The sequence below is a fragment of the Kribbella sp. NPDC104218 genome, from assembly GCF_055584105.1.
The window spans coordinates 274,011-290,494 of the sequence record NZ_JBVJMQ010000001.1 but is presented as its reverse complement, the minus strand read 5'-3'; the positions used below and the strand labels follow the sequence as shown (position 1 = coordinate 290,494).

At 67.5% G+C, this 16,484-nt stretch carries 19 protein-coding genes; 10 read left to right on the top strand and 9 right to left on the bottom strand.

Annotated elements, in window-relative coordinates; all coding sequences use genetic code 11:
• Positions 1-48 precede the first annotated feature (48 nt).
• Positions 49-825, bottom strand: coding sequence for a polysaccharide deacetylase family protein (locus ACZ6ZD_RS01295; RefSeq protein ID WP_465667156.1), 777 nt, complete (start codon positions 823-825; stop codon positions 49-51).
• A 70-nt stretch (positions 826-895) separates the two neighbouring features.
• Complete coding sequence (locus tag ACZ6ZD_RS01290; protein ID WP_465667154.1) at positions 896-1,786, bottom strand: DUF817 domain-containing protein; 891 nt, start codon at positions 1,784-1,786, stop codon at positions 896-898.
• A gap of 117 nt (positions 1,787-1,903) precedes the next feature.
• Between ACZ6ZD_RS01290 and ACZ6ZD_RS01285 the strand changes: the two genes are divergently transcribed.
• Both ACZ6ZD_RS01285 and ychF read left to right on the top strand, forming a co-directional pair.
• Entirely contained in the window at positions 1,904-2,434 is a 531-nt protein-coding gene (locus ACZ6ZD_RS01285; protein ID WP_465667152.1) for a GNAT family N-acetyltransferase, read from the top strand.
• Positions 2,435-2,474: 40 nt separating this feature from the next.
• Positions 2,475-3,551, top strand: coding sequence for a redox-regulated ATPase YchF (gene ychF, locus ACZ6ZD_RS01280; protein WP_465667150.1), 1,077 nt, complete (start codon positions 2,475-2,477; stop codon positions 3,549-3,551).
• 159 nt (positions 3,552-3,710) lie between these two features.
• Here ychF and ACZ6ZD_RS01275 read toward each other — a convergent pair whose 3' ends face one another.
• The 6 genes from ACZ6ZD_RS01275 to ACZ6ZD_RS01250 all read right to left on the bottom strand — a co-directional run bounded on the left by ACZ6ZD_RS01275 (position 3,711) and on the right by ACZ6ZD_RS01250 (position 9,428).
• On the bottom strand, positions 3,711-4,802 hold the full coding sequence (locus tag ACZ6ZD_RS01275) for a reverse transcriptase family protein (protein ID WP_465667148.1): 1,092 nt from the start codon (positions 4,800-4,802) through the stop codon (positions 3,711-3,713).
• 68 nt (positions 4,803-4,870) lie between these two features.
• Positions 4,871-5,566 carry a hypothetical protein gene (locus ACZ6ZD_RS01270; RefSeq protein WP_465667146.1) on the bottom strand — a complete coding sequence of 232 codons (696 nt, stop codon included), beginning with the start codon at positions 5,564-5,566 and terminating at the stop codon, positions 4,871-4,873.
• A 561-nt stretch (positions 5,567-6,127) separates the two neighbouring features.
• Positions 6,128-6,373 (bottom strand): SMI1/KNR4 family protein, encoded by a 246-nt coding sequence (locus tag ACZ6ZD_RS01265; RefSeq protein ID WP_465667144.1) that lies wholly within the window; start codon positions 6,371-6,373, stop codon positions 6,128-6,130.
• Between the two features lie 262 nt (positions 6,374-6,635).
• Positions 6,636-7,874, bottom strand: a complete 1,239-nt coding sequence (locus ACZ6ZD_RS01260) for a hypothetical protein (protein ID WP_465667142.1) — start codon at positions 7,872-7,874, stop codon at positions 6,636-6,638.
• Between the two features lie 65 nt (positions 7,875-7,939).
• Entirely contained in the window at positions 7,940-8,299 is a 360-nt protein-coding gene (locus tag ACZ6ZD_RS01255; RefSeq protein WP_465667140.1) for a hypothetical protein, read from the bottom strand.
• 202 nt (positions 8,300-8,501) lie between these two features.
• Positions 8,502-9,428 (bottom strand): helix-turn-helix transcriptional regulator, encoded by a 927-nt coding sequence (locus ACZ6ZD_RS01250; RefSeq protein ID WP_465667138.1) that lies wholly within the window; start codon positions 9,426-9,428, stop codon positions 8,502-8,504.
• Between the two features lie 61 nt (positions 9,429-9,489).
• Between ACZ6ZD_RS01250 and ACZ6ZD_RS01245 the strand changes: the two genes are divergently transcribed.
• Genes ACZ6ZD_RS01245 through ACZ6ZD_RS01230 form a run of 4 tightly spaced genes read left to right on the top strand, consistent with a single transcriptional unit; the run spans position 9,490 to position 12,687 of the window.
• On the top strand, positions 9,490-10,410 hold the full coding sequence (locus tag ACZ6ZD_RS01245) for an ABC transporter ATP-binding protein (RefSeq protein WP_465667136.1): 921 nt from the start codon (positions 9,490-9,492) through the stop codon (positions 10,408-10,410).
• Positions 10,410-11,165: an ABC-2 family transporter protein gene (locus ACZ6ZD_RS01240; RefSeq protein WP_465667134.1), complete on the top strand. Its 756-nt coding sequence runs from the start codon at positions 10,410-10,412 to the stop codon at positions 11,163-11,165. The genes ACZ6ZD_RS01245 and ACZ6ZD_RS01240 overlap by 1 nt, the downstream gene beginning before the upstream one ends.
• Positions 11,162-11,941: an ABC-2 family transporter protein gene (locus ACZ6ZD_RS01235; RefSeq protein WP_465667132.1), complete on the top strand. Its 780-nt coding sequence runs from the start codon at positions 11,162-11,164 to the stop codon at positions 11,939-11,941. Before ACZ6ZD_RS01240 ends, ACZ6ZD_RS01235 begins: the two co-directional genes overlap by 4 nt.
• A gap of 23 nt (positions 11,942-11,964) precedes the next feature.
• Positions 11,965-12,687 (top strand): class I SAM-dependent methyltransferase, encoded by a 723-nt coding sequence (locus ACZ6ZD_RS01230; RefSeq protein ID WP_465667130.1) that lies wholly within the window; start codon positions 11,965-11,967, stop codon positions 12,685-12,687.
• Here ACZ6ZD_RS01230 and ACZ6ZD_RS01225 read toward each other — a convergent pair.
• The gene (locus ACZ6ZD_RS01225; protein WP_465672594.1) at positions 12,674-13,546 is read right to left on the bottom strand and encodes an aminoglycoside phosphotransferase family protein; all 873 of its coding nucleotides are present in this window, start codon (positions 13,544-13,546) and stop codon (positions 12,674-12,676) included. The genes ACZ6ZD_RS01230 and ACZ6ZD_RS01225 overlap by 14 nt on opposite strands.
• 118 nt (positions 13,547-13,664) lie before the next feature.
• Here ACZ6ZD_RS01225 and ACZ6ZD_RS01220 point away from each other — a divergent pair, with 118 nt between their 5' ends.
• The 4 genes from ACZ6ZD_RS01220 (at position 13,665) to ACZ6ZD_RS01205 (ending at position 16,477) form a co-directional block, all read left to right on the top strand.
• The gene (locus tag ACZ6ZD_RS01220; protein WP_171675969.1) at positions 13,665-13,841 is read left to right on the top strand and encodes a DUF5302 domain-containing protein; all 177 of its coding nucleotides are present in this window, start codon (positions 13,665-13,667) and stop codon (positions 13,839-13,841) included.
• 81 nt (positions 13,842-13,922) lie between these two features.
• Positions 13,923-14,624, top strand: coding sequence for a GntR family transcriptional regulator (locus tag ACZ6ZD_RS01215; protein WP_465667128.1), 702 nt, complete (start codon positions 13,923-13,925; stop codon positions 14,622-14,624).
• Positions 14,625-14,720: 96 nt separating this feature from the next.
• Positions 14,721-15,815 carry a TIGR03364 family FAD-dependent oxidoreductase gene (locus tag ACZ6ZD_RS01210; RefSeq protein ID WP_465667126.1) on the top strand — a complete coding sequence of 365 codons (1,095 nt, stop codon included), beginning with the start codon at positions 14,721-14,723 and terminating at the stop codon, positions 15,813-15,815.
• On the top strand, positions 15,812-16,477 hold the full coding sequence (locus ACZ6ZD_RS01205) for a phosphonatase-like hydrolase (RefSeq protein ID WP_465667124.1): 666 nt from the start codon (positions 15,812-15,814) through the stop codon (positions 16,475-16,477). Before ACZ6ZD_RS01210 ends, ACZ6ZD_RS01205 begins: the two co-directional genes overlap by 4 nt.
• The last annotated feature ends 7 nt before the right edge of the window (positions 16,478-16,484 follow it).

The window sequence follows — 16,484 nt, the reverse complement described above, 5'->3', positions numbered from 1 at the left end:
CGATCCCCCCAGGAATCAACCGGCCCCGAGCGGGTTTCGGTGCGTGGTTCAGCAGTCCATCGCGAGGAAGGAGTAGCCCTGGCCCTTGAGGATGCGCAGTGCCTTGTCCAGCGCCGCGACGGTCTGCGTGCGGTCGCCGCCGCCGTCGTGCATCAGGATCACGTTGTGGTTGCGCGCGTTGTGCAGGATGTTGTTCACGATCGCGTTCACGCCCGGGCGGGCCCAGTCGCGCGGGTCGACGTCCCAGAGCACCTGCACCATGCCGGCGTTCTTGATGTCCGCGCGGACCTTCGGGTTCGTCGCGCCGTACGGCGGCCGGAAGCACTTCGACTGCGGCCCGTCGTAGATCTGGCGCCGGCGTTCGGCGTTGGAGATCGCGGTCAGCTGCGGGTGCGAGATCGAGTGGTTGCCGATCGTGTGCCCCGCGGCCAGGATCTGGTCCTTCAGCGCCGGGTGCTCGGCCTGGTGGTTGCCCAGCTGGAAGAACGTCGCCTTCGCGTCGTACTTCGCCAGCGTCTGCAGGACCTTCGGCGTCCAGACCGGGTCGGGCCCGTCGTCGAAGCTGAAGAAGAGCACCTTTTTGTTGCCTTTGACAAGGTTCGCGGTCGGGTCGCCGGCCGGTGTCTGCGGTGTCGAGGGCGGCGCGTTGTTGGTCGGCGTCGCGGTCGGCTCGGTGGGTGTGGGCGTCGGCGTACTGGATGTCTGGGTGCTGGCCGCGGCCGGGTGGGGCTGCCGTTCGTGTCCCAGCGCCAAGGCGAGCAAAGCGCCGGCGACGATGACCAGTGCCACTCCGGTCGCGATGAAGGCGGCGAACTTTCGGGACATGCGAAAACTCCTCACTAGCGGCGGATTTTCCCCAGCTCCCCCTCAGGAGCCTCACACCACTGAAGACGCCTCAGTCCCTGTGAGGGTTGGCATTCCCGTGTTGCGGTGAGATCTCAGCGTCGTTGTCCAGCGGCAATGTTGCCGCGTCAGGCAGCGTGATCTCGGTCGCCCGCGGCGTGGCCACGGAGGCCGGCGTACCGCGGTGGTAGAGCCTGCCCTCGAGCGCCTTCACACTCGCGATCAGCACGAAGCTCATACTCACCAGCAGCGCCCACGCGCCGAATTTCGCCGGGTGCACGAGCCGCCAGACATCGACCTGATCGGGATAGTTCCACGCGTCCAGGAAGGTCCCGAAGTTCTCGGCGACCCAGAGGAAGAAGCCGATCAGGACGAACGACAGCGCGAGCGGCATCCGGTAGCGGCGGACGCCGACGGTGTAGAAGACCCAGGTCCCGCGCAGGACCCAGAGCAGCGCGATCGCGATCGGGATCCGCAGATCGACGATCCAGTGATGGGTGAAGAAGTTCGCGTAGATCAGCGCCGCGAGAATCGTCGTCTGGATCGGCCGGTAGCCGCTGACCCGCAGGTCGAACCGGCGCCACGCCTGACAGATGTAGCTGCCGACCGCGGCGTACATGAACCCGGCGAACAGCGGCACCCCGCCGAGCTTGGTCACCGCGTCCCCGGGGTACTGCCAGGAGCCGATCCGGACCTTGAACAGCTCGAGCGCGAGCCCGACCAGGTGGAACCCGAAGATCACCGCGACCTCCCGCCAGGTCTCCAGGCGGACCGCCCAGAAGAGCAGCGTCAGCGCCAGGCAGTAGACCAGTAGGGCGTCGTACCGGGCGATCGGCAGGTCGACGTACTTCGAGATCGCGAGGCCCGCGAACAGGAACGCCGGGAACAGGCAGGAGACCAGTTCCAGCAGGCCGAACCGCAGGAATTGCAGGCAGCCGAACACGAAGCGTGAGCGAAACGGGGCAACTTCGGGCGCTTGGGTCACAGAGTGGAGACGCTGCTTGCTCTCGGCTGGTTCGGGCGGATACATCATCGGCAAGGGTAAGGGGAGGGAGCCGTGATGGAACCGAAGGTGGTCTACGAGACGGATCGGGTCCGCGTCCGGGACTGGACGCCCGCGGACGGCGACCGGGTCTTCGACATCTACCGGCGCTGGGAGGTGTCGCGCTGGCTCGGCGCGGATCCGAAGGTGATGGCCGACCGGGACGCCGCGACCCGGGTGATCGCCCGCTGGAACGAGCGCAACCAGGACCCGACGTACGGCGTCTGGGCCGTGCACGAGCGGGCGACGAACAGCGTCGCCGGGACGGTGCTGCTCGTGCCGCTGCCCGAGCCGTCCGACGGGACGGCGTCCGCCGGTGAGGTGGAGGTCGGGTGGCACTTCCATCCGGACGCGTGGGGGCGCGGTCTGGCGACCGAGGCCGCGCGGGGTGCGATCGAGCACGGGTTCAAGGCCGGGCTGGAGCGGATCCACGCCGTCGTCCGGCCCGACAATGCCGCCTCGCTGGCCGTCTGCCGGCGGCTCGGCATGCGCCCGGCGGGCCGGACCAGCCGCTGGTACGGCGCCGAACTGGAGGCCTTCCTGATCTGAATTGGGGTGGAGCGGTGCTTCCCGCGTAGTCTTGACGCCCGTGGCACTCACCATCGGAATCGTCGGGCTCCCCAACGCGGGCAAGTCCACGCTCTTCAACGCGCTGACCAAGAACAACGTGCTCGCGGCGAACTACCCGTTCGCGACGATCGAGCCGAACGTCGGGGTCGTCGGCGTACCGGACGCACGGCTGGAGAAGCTGGCCGCGCTCTACAACTCCGCCAAGGTGATCCCGGCCACGGTGCAGTTCGTCGACATCGCGGGGATCGTCCGCGGCGCCTCGGAGGGTGAGGGGCTGGGCAACAAGTTCCTCAGCCACATCCGCGAGTCCGACGCGATCTGCCAGGTCACCCGCGTCTTCCGCGACGACGACGTCACCCACGTCGACGGCAAGGTCTCCCCGGCCGACGACATCTCCACCATCCAGACCGAGCTGATCCTGGCCGACCTGCAGACGGTGGAGAAGGCGATTCCGCGGCTGGAGAAGGAGATGCGCCTCAAGAAGGAGGCCGCGGTCACCCTCGAGGCCGTCCGCGCCGCCCAGAAGCACCTCGAGGCCGGCACCCCCATCATCGCCACCGACGTCGACCGCGACGCCATCCGCGAGCTGATGCTGATGACCGCCAAGCCCTACCTGTTCGTCTTCAACTGCGACGCCGACGAACTCGCCGACGAACCCCTCAAACAGCAGATGCGCGATCTGGTCGCCCCCGCCGAGGCCATCTTCCTCGACGCCAAGTTCGAAGCCGAGCTCGTCGAGCTCGGCGACGAGGCCGAAGCCCTCGAGATGCTCAAGGAAATGGGGATCGACGAGCCCGGCCTCGACGTCCTGGCCCGCGTCGGCTTCGACACCCTCGGCCTCCAGACCTACCTCACCGCCGGCCCCAAAGAAGCCCGCGCCTGGACCATCAAACGCGGCGCCACCGCCCCCGAAGCCGCCGGCGTCATCCACACCGACTTCCAGCGCGGCTTCATCAAAGCCGAAATCGTCTCCTACACCGACCTCCTCGAAGCCGGCTCCCTCGTCACCGCCCGCTCCGCCGGCAAAGTCCGCATGGAAGGCAAGGACTACACCATGCAAGACGGCGACGTAGTCGAATTCCGCTTCAACGTCTGAGGACACCGCCTCCGGCGGCGGCTGTTCCTGTTGGCGCCTCCGGCGCAGCACGCGAGGCGGTCGCCACCGAAGCCCGGCGAGGCGCTAATGGACGCCTCGGCTCTGGGGTCATCCCTCGGTGGAGAGGGCTTTAGGCCTGCGTCTCGCACGTTCGTTCGGTCACTCAACCGCACGGTGAACCGGGGTGAACGGTAGCGATGCCGTCGGTGTATAGAACGGCAGAGTCTGCTGTGGCGCGTTCTCTACGTCAGTCAGGAATGCTTGCCTAGAGCGCTGTGCGCGTTCGACGCGGTCATCGGTCCGCTGAGGAATCAGCTGGCCGAAGGCGGCCGGATACTTGGCTTCCAATCGGGTCGCAAACTCTGGCTCAACGGACCTCGCATAATGGAACTGGCCCTGCAGTCGACTCGCCGTGCGTTGGGGGTCGACACCGATCTCGTTGGCATGTCCTGCCAGGCCGTATCTCTCGACGAAGTAAAACTCGCGGCGGAGTCGTGATTTGAGTCGCTTGCGAAGACGCGGCCTTGATTCGTCGGAAATAGCTAATCCGGTGACGAACATCGGCTGTCCATGTTTGAACGACTTCGTCTTCGATGTATTCAGTTCAAATCCGCTGGAGGTCAAGGCTGTACGGACCTCGCTGCTTACATCAAACATGGCTTGGGAACTAAATGACAGGTCATCAGCATAGCGGGTGTAGGAGAGTTCTCGTTCGTCAGCTAGCGCAATCATGGCATCGTCGAAGGACATCAACACCAGATTCGAGATCCTCGGGCTCGTCCTGGCTCCGAGAGGGACTCGATCATTACATGAGACTAGCCGGCTGATCATGGATGCCGCGCCGACGCCAAACCCGATACTGCGTAGCGCGGTCCGAACCTGAAGCGTTCTTATATTGATGAAGAAATCTTTAATATCAAATTTCTGCAGGTATCTGGCTCCGGTGTGCGGCCGGGCGTTTGTGATCGTAGATCTTCGGGCTATGAACCCGTTAACCTCTTCTCTCATTGCGAGGTCGACGGGGAAGATGAGGGAGCTTATACGTCGGTGAACAAGATCCAGCTGGTTGTTCGGGACGGAGACGATTCGCAGCTTGCTGCGAATCCGGAAGTAATTCAGATGGTAGGCCTCGCCGGAGTCGCAAGCCGCGGCCAGGTGTTCCAGAGCCTGGGTTGACTTGCCAAGCGGGACTTCCAGTGATGCGACAGACTGATGACACGTGAACTCAAAGAGTGGGGCCGGGGGTGCCATAGCGGGATTCTTACACATCACATGGTCGCGGGGACGACTCGTCCCCAAGGCTGCGGCACCCCCAGTGTCTACAGTATAGGGTGCTTCCTGCCACCTAGGTGTCGGTCGTCGTCAAAGTCGATGAGATAAGCGTAGCTTCTGCCCAGTGCGACGAAGCGCCCCTGTTGGAAGTCTGAGGCACCTTCGCGAAGGTGTGCTCGCGTGACGCCAAGAACGTAGTCCGTCGCAGCTAGGCATGGTGCGGACTTCGTGCCGCGTAGTGCCGTGGCCGACTCGATACCAGGGACCTTGTGCTGCAGCACCGACCAAATTTTTCCGTACAGCGGATCCATCGTCGAGTTCTGCTCGAATACGACAGTTAGCTTGTAGTCGCGGTACCGGGCAAGGACGCTTGACAGCAACGTGCCGTACATTGCCACGATGAGGTCGGTCGTGCTGCGCTGTGCGTCATTTCTCGCATAGGCTGCGTAGGCTCGGTAGTCGATCGAATCGAGCGCGGAGAGAAAAGTGTTCCTGACTGACTCGCTATCTTCAGTGAAATGGAAGCCAACTTCTGAGAATCTCTGACGCTTCGATTTGCGGTGCCACAAAGAAGCGTCACCTAAGGCGCGTTCGTATGCGCCAATGATCGCCGCTTCCGCTCGGGCGACGTCATGATATGCGGTTGCGCCAACCATCGTCAGGGGATCACTTGGTGCGGTTCCGGACTCGTCCAAAAATAGAAAGATTGGCAGGCGATTTTCAAAGTCTTTTTCGTCGGCCATGCGCTAATGATAGCCTAAATTCACGCTTAGTCCGAGACGTGAGCTATCGGCACTGAATATTGCACAGTGCGACGATCCCTGGGTGCGGGCTCGAGGCGGACGATCCGGAACTGTTGCCCGACGTACTCCGAGTGATGGCCCCTGCGGGCCAGCGTGCACCAGGGTACGGTCGGTCGCGATCCGCACCGGGGAGAAAGTGTCACGGACAAACGTGCCTAGGACCTAACGGTGGCGACAGGGCGGTGCGCAGTACACACCTCAAGCTACAGTGGCCACCTTGAGTTTTCTGACGCGCTGGGAGGCCTCGCGGGCGTGTCAAGGGCACACTGTTTGAGGACGAGAGCGTTGCCGGGAGCTCGAAGCTGATCTTCACTGATTTATGCCGGATCGTTTTGCGTGATCATGGCCGATGCTCGGCAGATCATTCGTGAGGTTCTCGACGAAACCGCTGATTGGCAACGCATCGCGACTGGCAACGGGGTATCGAAGAATGAGCTTCCTCGCTTCCATGACGCCTTCGAAGGCCTCAGAAGGCCGTTGGGGCAGCTTGTGCGGTGAGTCTCAGAACGCGTCGTCGTACACCGAGCTGTGGACGAGACCGGTGACGAAGGCGGCGAAATTAGGGGCGAGCCGGGTGACGCGGTAGTCGAACTCCTGGTCGACGTGGACGACGCTTGGCTCGGCTGGGGAGCGGTAGTCAAGGGCAATCATGTCGTGGCCGGCGGACGGGCAGTCGGCGAAGTAGATGCCGATGTCGGGGCAGCCCCACTCCGTAACCCAGAAGGTGCTTCCGAAGGTGCCGCACAAGCTCTCGTCCGCCGTCCGCCGTCCGCCGTCCGCCGTCCGCCGGCCGCGATCGACGTGGTCCTCGGCCCGTGAGGTGCGCTACTCCGCTGGGTGTGCCGATCGCGCCAAGTGTCCGCCGTTGTGCTGGCGGGCGAGCTAGACGTCCGCCGCCGGCAAGCGCAGACCCAGCTCGGCCTCGACGGACGCCACCAACGCGTCGTCCGCCGGTGGCTCGAACGGCCGCTCGTCTCCGAAAACTCCAATCATCTGCACAGTTGCAGCTCTACTTCTTGAGGGCGGCCAGTAGTTGGGGTTCGGTTTGGTTCAGGTGTTTTTTGAGGAGTTGGTCTCGGTGGGCGGGGGCGTCGGGGCCTTTGGCGAAGTCGGTGTAGAGGGCGATGACTTTGGGGAGGCCGTGGGTTTTGGCGAGGTGGTCGATGATTAGCCAGCTGACGCCGTAGGACTCGTCGCCGTAGTCGCCGTGGAAGGTGCCGTCGATGGGGAGGACGGTGATGGCGGGGATGACCTTCTTACGGAGTTCGGCGCGTTGTTTGGGTGGGCCGTCGTAGCCCTCTTGTTCGGCGAGGTCGAACTCGACGTAGCGCGCGAGACCTTCGACGATCCAGGTGGGGGCGAAGTTGCCGAGGGTGGCCATCGCGACGTGGGTGAATTCGTGGGCGAGGAGGAAACGGTCGGCGGTCTTGCGTTCGGTGGGGTTGATGACGACGCGACTGCCGACGACCTCGAGGGTCGTTTCGTCGGCTTTGCTGGGGGTGAGGTTGGGGGCGGCGACCGCGCCGGCCGGGTGGCCGCCGGTCTGCCACTCCGGGTCCATGGATCGGGTGTCGGCCAAGGCGACCACGAGGACGCCGGACTGCGCTCGCCTGGTCGCCGCGCGGACGGCGGGCAGGGCGGCCGCGGCCTCCTTCGCCAGCCGCACCCCGTTGGCGCGCTCCGGTTGTGGGACGACGATCAGCAGGCCGGGACGACGAACGACCTCGATCGGGCCGAGGTCCCAGGGTTCGCGGTACGTCCCCCGATCCGCCTCCTGCGCGAGATCGCCGTCCGACACCAGCACGACCCGCCCGCCGCGCTCGGCGAACGTGTAACCGAGCGGGGTGGCGCGCGGGACTGCATCAATACCGGTGAGCTGGATGAGCATTCGCACCCGGAACGCCTGCGCCCCCGACCCGCTCTCCGGCTTCTCCTCGGCGACGTACGCCGTCTCCCGTTGAAAGCCCACCTGCTGGACGCCGAGCTTCTGCAGGTTGGCGAAGATCTGGCGTTGGCGTGCGACCAGCTTGGTGTTGGCGGGGTCGATGGTCTTCAGGAAGTCGGTCTCGCGCCCGCCTACGACTGCGGCCGACCGCGCTTTCAGGAGCGCGTCGACCTGCGGCACCATCCGTTCCTCAGGTGGAACGGATGCCGGCGCGGACGCCGATGCCGTCGTCGAGGGGCTCGCCGACGGTTTGCCCTCCCCGGCGCAGCCGGCCAGTAGACCTACCCCCGTGGCCAGAGCCACGACCCATGTTCCTCGGCGCATTGCCACCCCTCCATCCCCGGATGGTCCGAAGCATAGGGCCGGCGTTACGGTGCGATGCGGCGGAGGTCGCTCAGGGCGGTCTGCGAGGTGGCGCGGGCGTGGGCGAGTCGGCGGACGCCGCCGCGGAGCTTGCGCCGGCTCCACCAGGCGGTGAGGCCGAAGACCGGTAGCAGGTTCAGCTCGTCGAGTGCCTCGAGCAGGGCCTGCGCGAACCGCTCCGAGGCCTCGATCATCCGGATGTCGGCCTGCACCAGGTTCAGCTCGACCTGCGACAAGCGCCGTGACCGCAACAACCGGTCCGCCAACGGATTCGCCTCGTCCAGCATCCTGTGGATCAGCGCCAGCTCACCCTCGACCACCGCCCGCGTCGAGTCCAAGAACGCCAAATGCGCCCGAACGCCCACAAGCCCTCCCTTCGCCGACTCCCGAAGCTAGCCCCACCCCAGCCCCCGCAACGGCCGCTGGCCTGAACCGGTCACGCCGAACAGACGAACGGGTAGAGGTGCGCCAAGCCAGCCCCGCCCAGGCGGAGCAACAGATCCCAGGGGCCGCGTGACCGGACCATTACCCGTTCGTCGGTCCGGCGGCCCGCCCCGCGGAGGTCGGTCAGTGGGCGGTGGTCAGGGCTTGGGCGGCTTTGCGGACGGCGGTGATGAGGGCTGGGGGTGCCAGGGCGGTGGCGGCACCGGCTTGGGCCAGGACGGCGGACAGGGCTTCGCCCGGGTTTTCGAGGTCGGTGTGGACGATCCAGTGGCCGTCGGGGGTGGGGAGGGCAGGGGTGAGGGGGCGGAAGCGGCGGAGGGCATCGGGGTGGACTTTGAGGGTGATGGGGTACGACGGGCGGGTGGCGCGGAACTCGGCTTGGGATTGGGACCAGTAGGTGGCCAGGTCGAAGTCGGGCGGGCGGGGGAAGTGGGTGGTGGTGCGGGTGGCTGAGGTGAGGCGGCTGAGGCGGTAGGTGCGGAGGCGGCCGTCGGTGCGGGCGGCGACCAGGTACCAGGTGCGGGTTTTGGCGACCAGGCCGAGTGGCGCGACCAGGAACGGCTCGGTGCCGTCGGCGTACGTGATGGACAGGTGCAGCTCCTGCCAGAGGGCTTCGCGGCAGAGGTCGAGCCAGCGGGGCGTTTCACGCTGATTGTCCCAGGAGGCGTGGTCGATCAGGAGGCGTTGGCGGGCGTACTCCGCGTCGCGGCGGGTCGACTCGGGCAGGGTGGTGATCAGCTTGGTGATGGCCTGGTCGCCGGAGGCGTCGAGGCCCAGGTCGGCCAGGACGTGCGCCGTCGCGCCGACGAAGACCGACATCACCTCGGACGGCGTCAGCCCGGTCAGCCGGCTGCGGTAGTCGGGGAGGATCGACCAGCCGCCGCCACGGCCGCGAGTGGAGTAGACGGGGACGCCGGCCACGCTCAGCGCGTCCAGGTCGCGCTGGACCGTGCGGTGTGACACCTCGAGCAGCGCGGCCAGCTCGGCGACGGTCGAGCGGTCGCGGGTCTGGAGGTGCAGGAGGAGCCGCAGAAGCCGTTCGGCGCGCATGGTTCGACTATGCCAGGAAAATAAGACATCAAGTGTGGTGTTTTGTTCTTACGGTCGCCGGATGACTGCTGTCGAAGTGCAAGACCTCGCGATGTCCTACCGCGCCCCGGTGCGCAGCAGCGGCCTGCGTGCCGCCCTCAGCTCGGTGCTCCGCCGCGAGTACCAGACCGTCCAGGCCCTCGATCGGATCTCGTTCGGCATCGGCCGCGGCGAGGTCGTCGGCTTCATCGGCCCGAACGGCGCCGGCAAGACCACAGCGATGAAGATCCTCGCCGGCATCCTGCACCCGACCGCCGGCCGCGTCGAAGTCCTCGGGCACACCCCCTGGGACCGCCGCTCCGGCTTCCTGAAGCAGATCGCGTTCGTCCGCGGCAGCCAGCCCGTCGGCGGCTCGCAGGAGCTGACGGTGCTCGACGTCCTGGAGTACCAACGCCTCCTGTACGACGTCGCCCGTCCCGACTTCCGCCGGACGCTCGCCGAGCTCCAACAGCTCCTCGATCTCCAGCTCGACCGTCAGCTCCGCGCCCTCAGCCTCGGCGAGCGGATGCGCGTCGGTCTGGCGATGGCGCTCGTCTACCGCCCTCAGGTGCTCTTCCTGGACGAGCCGACCATCGGCCTCGACGTCACCGCCGCTACGCAGATCCGCGAGTTCGTCGCCCGGTACGTCGACCAGACCGGTGCGACCGTCCTCCTGACCAGCCACTACATGGCGGACGTCGCCTCCCTCTGCCCGCGGCTGATCCTGATCGACCAGGGCCGGATCGGGTACGACGGACCGCTCGCGGAGCTCTCCGCCCGGTTGTCGCCGTACAAGCTGATCCGGATCACCACGCGGGACGGCGTCCGCGAAGTCCGGGTCGCTCGGGACGACGTCGCCCAGGAGACCGCCCGCCTGCTCCGAGCCGGGGAGGTCGTCGATCTGGCCGTGGAAGAGCCGCCGCTGGAGAAGGTCATCGACCAGGCCTACCGGGACGGCGTCTGATGCGCACCTTCGCCCTGCTCGGTTTCCGCGTCCGCCAGGAGGTGCTGGAGTGGTCCGGCGCCTGGTGGTTCCTGCTCACGCTCGCCGTCCAGGCCGTGATCGGGCCGCTGATCGGCCTGTTCGTCTGGTCCGCGATCTACCCCGACGACCCGGCGATCCTGCGCTACTACATCGCGATCATCCTGGTCACGCTGATGACCGAGTCGTTCGAGCAGCACACCTTCTCCGAGCGGATCTACGACGGCACCCTCAGCCACGAGCTGCTCCGCCCGCAACCGGTCGTCCTCGGCGTCCTCGGCGCGAATCTGGCGATCCGCGGCTGGCTGACCCTGCTCGGCGCCCCGATCGTCCTGCTCACCGCCGTCAGCCTCCAGGTCGGCTTCGCCGGGACGGCGATCCTCCGCGCGCTCCCGCTGATCGCGCTCGCCGCCGTCCTGATCTTCCTCTTCACCTTCCTGCTCGCGCTGACCGCGTTCTGGACCGAGCGAGTCCACGCGATTGTTGCCTTCGGCAGCCAACTCGGCTTCCTCCTCGGTGGGACGGCGGCGCCGATCGCCCTGCTCCCGCAGGCGTGGCGGCGAGTCGCCGAGGTCCTGCCTTTCTACGGCATGCACGGTCTCCCGGCCGAGGTCGCCGCCGGCGGACCGTACGCCGGTGCGATCGGCTGGCAGCTCGGGTGGGTGGCGGTCCTGCTCGTCGCGGTCTGGGCGGTCTGGCGCCGAGGCGTCCGGCGCTACACGGCGGTGGGCTCGTGAAGCTGCTACGCCTGCTCGGAGCGGGCTTCTCGATGTCGTTGCGCCGTAGCGTCGCGTTCCGCGCCAACCTGCTCTTCGACGTCCTGCTGGCGTTCACAGGCCTCGGTACGACGCTCGCCGCCGTCCTGATCATCTTCACCCGGGCCGACTCGGTCGCCGGCTGGACGCGGGCCGAGTTCCTGGTGCTGATCGGCACCTACGAGGTGATCACCGCACTGCGCGCTACCTTCATCGACCCGAATCTGGCCTGGTTCCCGGACAACGGCATCCGGAACGGCAAACTCGACGGCTACTTGCTGCAGCCCGCGCCGAGCCTGTTCCTGGCCAGCCTGTCGCTGTCAGCTCCACTGGCGCTCCTCGAGCTGGTACTAGGTGTTGCCGTCTTGAGCTGGGGTGTGAGCTCAGTACCAATCACCCTAGGCGGGCTGTTTGGCTGGTTGGTCCTAGTCGTCGTCGGTCTGGTGGTCACCTGGTCGTTGAGCGTTCTGCTGGCCTGTCTGGCGTTCTGGGCGCCGAAACTGCAGCTGGACGTCTTCTACCACTCAGCATGGCAGCTCGGTCGCTACCCGACTGATGTCTTCGCCCGCCCGATCAGAGTCGTGCTGACGTACGTGTTCCCGATGGCACTGATCGCCTCAGTCCCGTCAGCTGCCCTACTGCGTGGGCCGAACGCCGCCGTCCTGGTAGCGAGCCTGACAGCGGCAGCCGGCGCCGCAGCGCTCGCTGCGCTGGCCTGGCGGGCCGGACTGCGGCGATATACAGGTGCAACGTCGTGAGTGCGTGGGTACCGTGCAGCGACATGGCTGACGACTTGTTTGCGGTACCGCGCCTTGCGGCGGTGTACGACGCCTTGGAACCGGCACGTGATGACCTGGTGGCCTATGCGGCGATGGTCAGTGAGTTCGGCGCTGAACGGGTGCTGGACGTGGGCTGCGGGACGGGTGAGCTGGCCTGTCTGCTGGCTGGCCGTGGCATCGAGGTGGTCGGGATGGACCCGGCGGCCGCGTCGCTGGAAGTGGCCAAGGGCAAGGAGTACGCCGACCGCGTGCACTGGGTGCATGGGGACGCGACGACGCTGCCGCCGATGGACGTCGACCTGGCGGTGATGACGGGGAACGTCGCGCAGGTCTTCCTCTCCGACGAGGAGTGGTCGGCGACCGTCAGCGGCATCCGGGATGCGCTCAAGCCGGGCGGGCGATTCGTCTTCGAGACGAGGGATCCAGCGCAGCGGGCGTGGGAAGAGTGGTCGAGCTGGTCGCGTGAGACGACGTACCGCGAGGTCGAGCTGCCCACCGGGGAGACCGTGGCGAACTGGGGTGAGCTGACCCGAGTCGAGCTGCCGTACGTCAGCTTCCGCGGCACCTACGTGTTCAGCTCCGACAATGCCGTCCTGACGTCGGAATCGACACTGTGGTTCCGGGAGCGCGATGAGGTGACGCTGGACGGTTTCACCGTCGATGAGGTTCGGGAGGCGCCGGACCGGCCGGGTAAGGAGTTTGTGTTCGTGGCTAGGCGGCTGTGAGCAGGGCGGTCAACGTGTGGTGGGCTGTGCGGGACATGGTCGGGTTGGTCTCCACGTAGTACCAGAGGCAGCCGATTGCCTGTGCGAACGACCAGCCCATCCCACGCGCCCACTCCGCGTCGTCGCTGCCCACGGCGGCGCGGAACGCGGCCCGGGCGTCGACGTCCAGGAGGTTCCACGCGGGCTGCAGGTCCATCGCGGGATCGGCCACGGCGAACGTTCCGACGTCGATCACCCCGGCCAGCCGTCCGTCCGCGACCAGGAGGTTCCCGGGCATCAGGTCGCGATGTGTCCACACATCCGGCTCGGTTCGCGGTGTTTCACGCAGCCGCGCCCAGAGCGCCGTCAGCGCGTCCACGTCGATCAGCTCGCGACTCCGCGCCAGCCCGTCCGCGACAGATGCGTCCTGCGATGTCAGTACGCCGCCGCGCCACGGCCCGCTGAACACCCGCCCCTCAGTCGGCGCCGCCCGCAGCGCCCGGACGAACCGCGCCAGGTCCGCTGCGTACTCCGGACCGGTTTCCGCGTCGTACGCCGTACTCCCGTCCAGCCAGCTGTAGACCGCCCACGGCATCGGGTAGCCGGCCCCCGGCTCGCCGATGTGGATCGGCTCCGGTGTCGGGTACGGCGAGATCGCCCGCAGCCGCCGCGCCGCCGCAGCCTCCGCCTCCAGCTCCCGCCGCACCTCCACCGGATCCCCCGACACCAGCGGCAGCCGGGCGACCAGCTCGTCCCCAACCCGGAACAGCGCGTTCACCGTCCCAGGCGAAGCCACCGCCCGCACCGCCAGCCCAGGAAACCGATCGGCCACCAGCCGCTCGACCAGGCCGGCCGTCACATCCAGCTGTCCCGCATGCATCGCCACGCCCAGCAGTATCCAGGCCGACGCGGCGTCCGCCCACTGAATTGAGTCGCATCAGGCGTTCACACTCGGTTAGCGTAGGGCGGTACGCGCCTGACGGTTTGAAGGAGACGGTATGAGCGAGAAGGCCAGCAAGCCGGCGGACGATCTGCAGAAGAAGTTCCGGGAAGCGCTCGAGAAGAAGAACGCCGGAAACCACTCGCACCCCGGTAGCGGTGCGCGCGGTCAGGGTGTCGGCGAAGCGCACAACGACAAGCAGAAGCGCCAGTTCCGGCGCAAGTCCGGCAGCTGAAGCACCTCCGCACTGTCCACCCATTCGACTGAGCCCCCGGTTCCCGCCGGGGGCTCGAGCTTTTCCACTACGATCGGCGGCGTGAGCGAGCCGCTGCATTTCGTGGTGAAGACCCGGCTGGTCGAGGTGATCGAGGGCCTCGGGGAGGGCGGCGCGCTGCCGCCGGAGCGGGTGCTCGCGAAGGACTTCGGGGTGTCGCGGTGGACGATGCGGCAGGCCATCCGGGAGCTGATCGCGGACGGGCGGCTGCGGGCGCGGCAGGGGCAGGGGACGTTCGTGGCGACGCCGAAGCTCGTGCAGCCGCTGGCGCTGGTGAGCTACACCGAGGCGCTGCGCGCGCAGGGGCACACGCCGGCGCGTGAGGTGGTCAAGTTCGAGGAGATCGGCGCGGACGACGTCCTGGCCGAACAGCTCGCGATCGCCGCCGGTGACCAGGTCTACGAGCTGGAGCGGGTGCTGTTCGCCGACGGCCAGCCGATCGGCCTGGAGACGACGTACATGTCGGTGGCGCGGTTTCCGACGCTGCGCGAGGTGCTGGATCCGACCGGCTCGCTGTACCGCTGCCTGACCGGTGAGCTCGGCGTCCGGTTCGGGGAGGGCGAGGAGCTGGTCGAGACGGTGATAGCGACCCCGCGCGAGGCCGAGCTGCTCAAGGCGACCCAGTCGCTGCCGATGCTGCTCCTGCACCGCAACACCCGGGACGCCGACGGCTGCCCGATCGAGGTGGTCCGCTCGCTCTATCGCGGCGACCGGGTCGGCTTCCGCGCCACGCTGCGCCCCTGACCTTCGCCGGTCGTTCACCGGCTGGACGCCGTCGACGCACGCCTTCTTCATTGGTCCGGACCAATCTGGAACCAATCGAGAGCGAAGGAGATCCGCGTGCGGGTGGTCGTGGTGGGTGGCGGGGTGCTGGGCACGATGCACGCCCGGGAGGCGGTACGCCGAGGACACGACGTCCTCCAGATCGAGCGCGAGGCCGAGGCCCGCGGCGCCAGCGTCCGGAACTTCGGGCTGGTCTGGGTCAGCGGCCGCGCGGACGGCGCGGAGTTCGAGGTGGCGCAACGCGCCCGCGACCTGTGGGCCGAGATCCCCGGGATCAGCTTCCGGCCGCATGGCTCGCTCACCGTCTGCCGGACGGACGCCGAGCTGGCGGTCGCCAAGGAGGCCGCTGCTCGGCCCGATGCGGCGCAGCGCGGCTTTCAGGTGCTGGACGCCGAGCAGACCCGCGCTCGCAATCCGATGTTGCGTGGCGAGCTGCAGGGTGCGCTGTGGTGTGGGCGCGATGCGATCGTCGAGCCTCGCGAGGTCCTCCCCGCGCTCCGCCAGGAGCTGGCGAAGTCCGGGCGCTACCGGTTCCTGGGTGGGAGAGAGGTGCGGACGGTCGACAGCGGCGAGATCACCGACGACCACCAGGAGACGCATGGCGCCGACCTGGTGCTGCTCTGCACCGGTGCCTGGCACGGCGGCCTGATCCGCGAGCTGACCGAGGACCTGCCGGTACGCCGGGTCCGGCTCCAGATGATGCAGACCGCGCCGCTCGGCGAGACCCTCAGCACGGCCGTCGCCGACGCGGACAGCTTCCGCTACTACCCGGCGTACGCCGGCCCGGCCCTCGCCGGTCTGGAGCCGCAGGCAACTGTTGCCGCCGACAACGCCATGCAGCTGTTGATGGTTCAGCGCACGCACGGCGGTCTGACCATCGGCGACACCCACGAGTACGCCGAGCCGTTCGGCTTCGACGTCCAGTCCGATCCGTACGACTACCTGGCCGCGACGGTCGAACGGATCCTCGGCCGGCCGATGCCGAAGGTCGTCCGCCGCTGGGCCGGCGTCTACTCGCAGTCGACCAGCGCCGAGATCGTCATCCGCCGCCAGGTCGCCAGCGGCGTCCACCTCGTCACCGGCCCAGGCGGCCGCGGCATGACCATGTCCCCGGCGATCGCCGAAGCGACTTTCAAGGAGCTCGACCGATGATCCAGCTGGCAGTACTCGACATGGCCGGGACGACGGTCGCCGACGACGGGCTCGTCGAGCGCGCGTTCACGGCCGCGATCGGTGCCCAGGGCATCGAATCCGGCAGTCCGGAGTACGTGCGGATGATCGCCCACGTCCGCGCGACGATGGGGGAGTCGAAGATCACCGTCTTCCGCGCTCTGCTTGGCGAAGAAGCGGCCGCGCAGCGGGCCAATCAGGCGTTCGAGACGGCGTACGGCGAGCTGGTCGACGACGGGCTGCGGCCGATCGACGGCGCCGAGGACGTCATCCGCGGCCTGCAGGAGGCCGGGATCAAGGTCTGTCTGACCACCGGATTCGCCGAGACCACGCAGCACCGCATTCTGTCCGCCCTCGGCTGGCGTGAGCTGGCCGACCTCACCCTGTGCCCGGCCCAGGCGGGCCGCGGCCGACCGTATCCGGACATGGTCCTCAAGGCCGTGCTGGAACTGCGCGCCGACGCCGTGGCGAACGTCGCCGTGGCCGGCGACACCGCCTACGACATGACGACGGGGATCGCGGCCGGCGCCGCGGTCGTCGCCGGCGTCCTTACTGGTGCCCATGGCAAGGATCAGCTCCAGGCCGCGGGTGCGACCCACGTTCTCCAGTCGGTCCGGGACCTGCCCGGGCTGCTCCTCAGCTGAAGGTCGG

Bases quoted from the DNA above. Each gene is read 5' to 3' on its own strand.
- ACZ6ZD_RS01270 (WP_465667146.1), bottom strand. From the start codon at position 5,566: ATGGCCGACGAAAAAGACTTTGAAAATCGCCTGCCAATCTTTCTATTT.
- ACZ6ZD_RS01240 (WP_465667134.1), top strand. From the start codon at position 10,410: ATGCGCACCTTCGCCCTGCTCGGTTTCCGCGTCCGCCAGGAGGTGCTG.
- ACZ6ZD_RS01245 (WP_465667136.1), top strand. From the start codon at position 9,490: ATGACTGCTGTCGAAGTGCAAGACCTCGCGATGTCCTACCGCGCCCCG.
- ACZ6ZD_RS01225 (WP_465672594.1), bottom strand. From the start codon at position 13,546: ATGCATGCGGGACAGCTGGATGTGACGGCCGGCCTGGTCGAGCGGCTG.
- ACZ6ZD_RS01230 (WP_465667130.1), top strand. From the start codon at position 11,965: ATGGCTGACGACTTGTTTGCGGTACCGCGCCTTGCGGCGGTGTACGAC.
- ACZ6ZD_RS01220 (WP_171675969.1), top strand. From the start codon at position 13,665: ATGAGCGAGAAGGCCAGCAAGCCGGCGGACGATCTGCAGAAGAAGTTC.
- ACZ6ZD_RS01250 (WP_465667138.1), bottom strand. From the start codon at position 9,428: ATGCGCGCCGAACGGCTTCTGCGGCTCCTCCTGCACCTCCAGACCCGC.
- ACZ6ZD_RS01295 (WP_465667156.1), bottom strand. From the start codon at position 825: ATGTCCCGAAAGTTCGCCGCCTTCATCGCGACCGGAGTGGCACTGGTC.
- ACZ6ZD_RS01205 (WP_465667124.1), top strand. From the start codon at position 15,812: ATGATCCAGCTGGCAGTACTCGACATGGCCGGGACGACGGTCGCCGAC.
- ACZ6ZD_RS01285 (WP_465667152.1), top strand. From the start codon at position 1,904: ATGGAACCGAAGGTGGTCTACGAGACGGATCGGGTCCGCGTCCGGGAC.
- ACZ6ZD_RS01275 (WP_465667148.1), bottom strand. From the start codon at position 4,802: ATGGCACCCCCGGCCCCACTCTTTGAGTTCACGTGTCATCAGTCTGTC.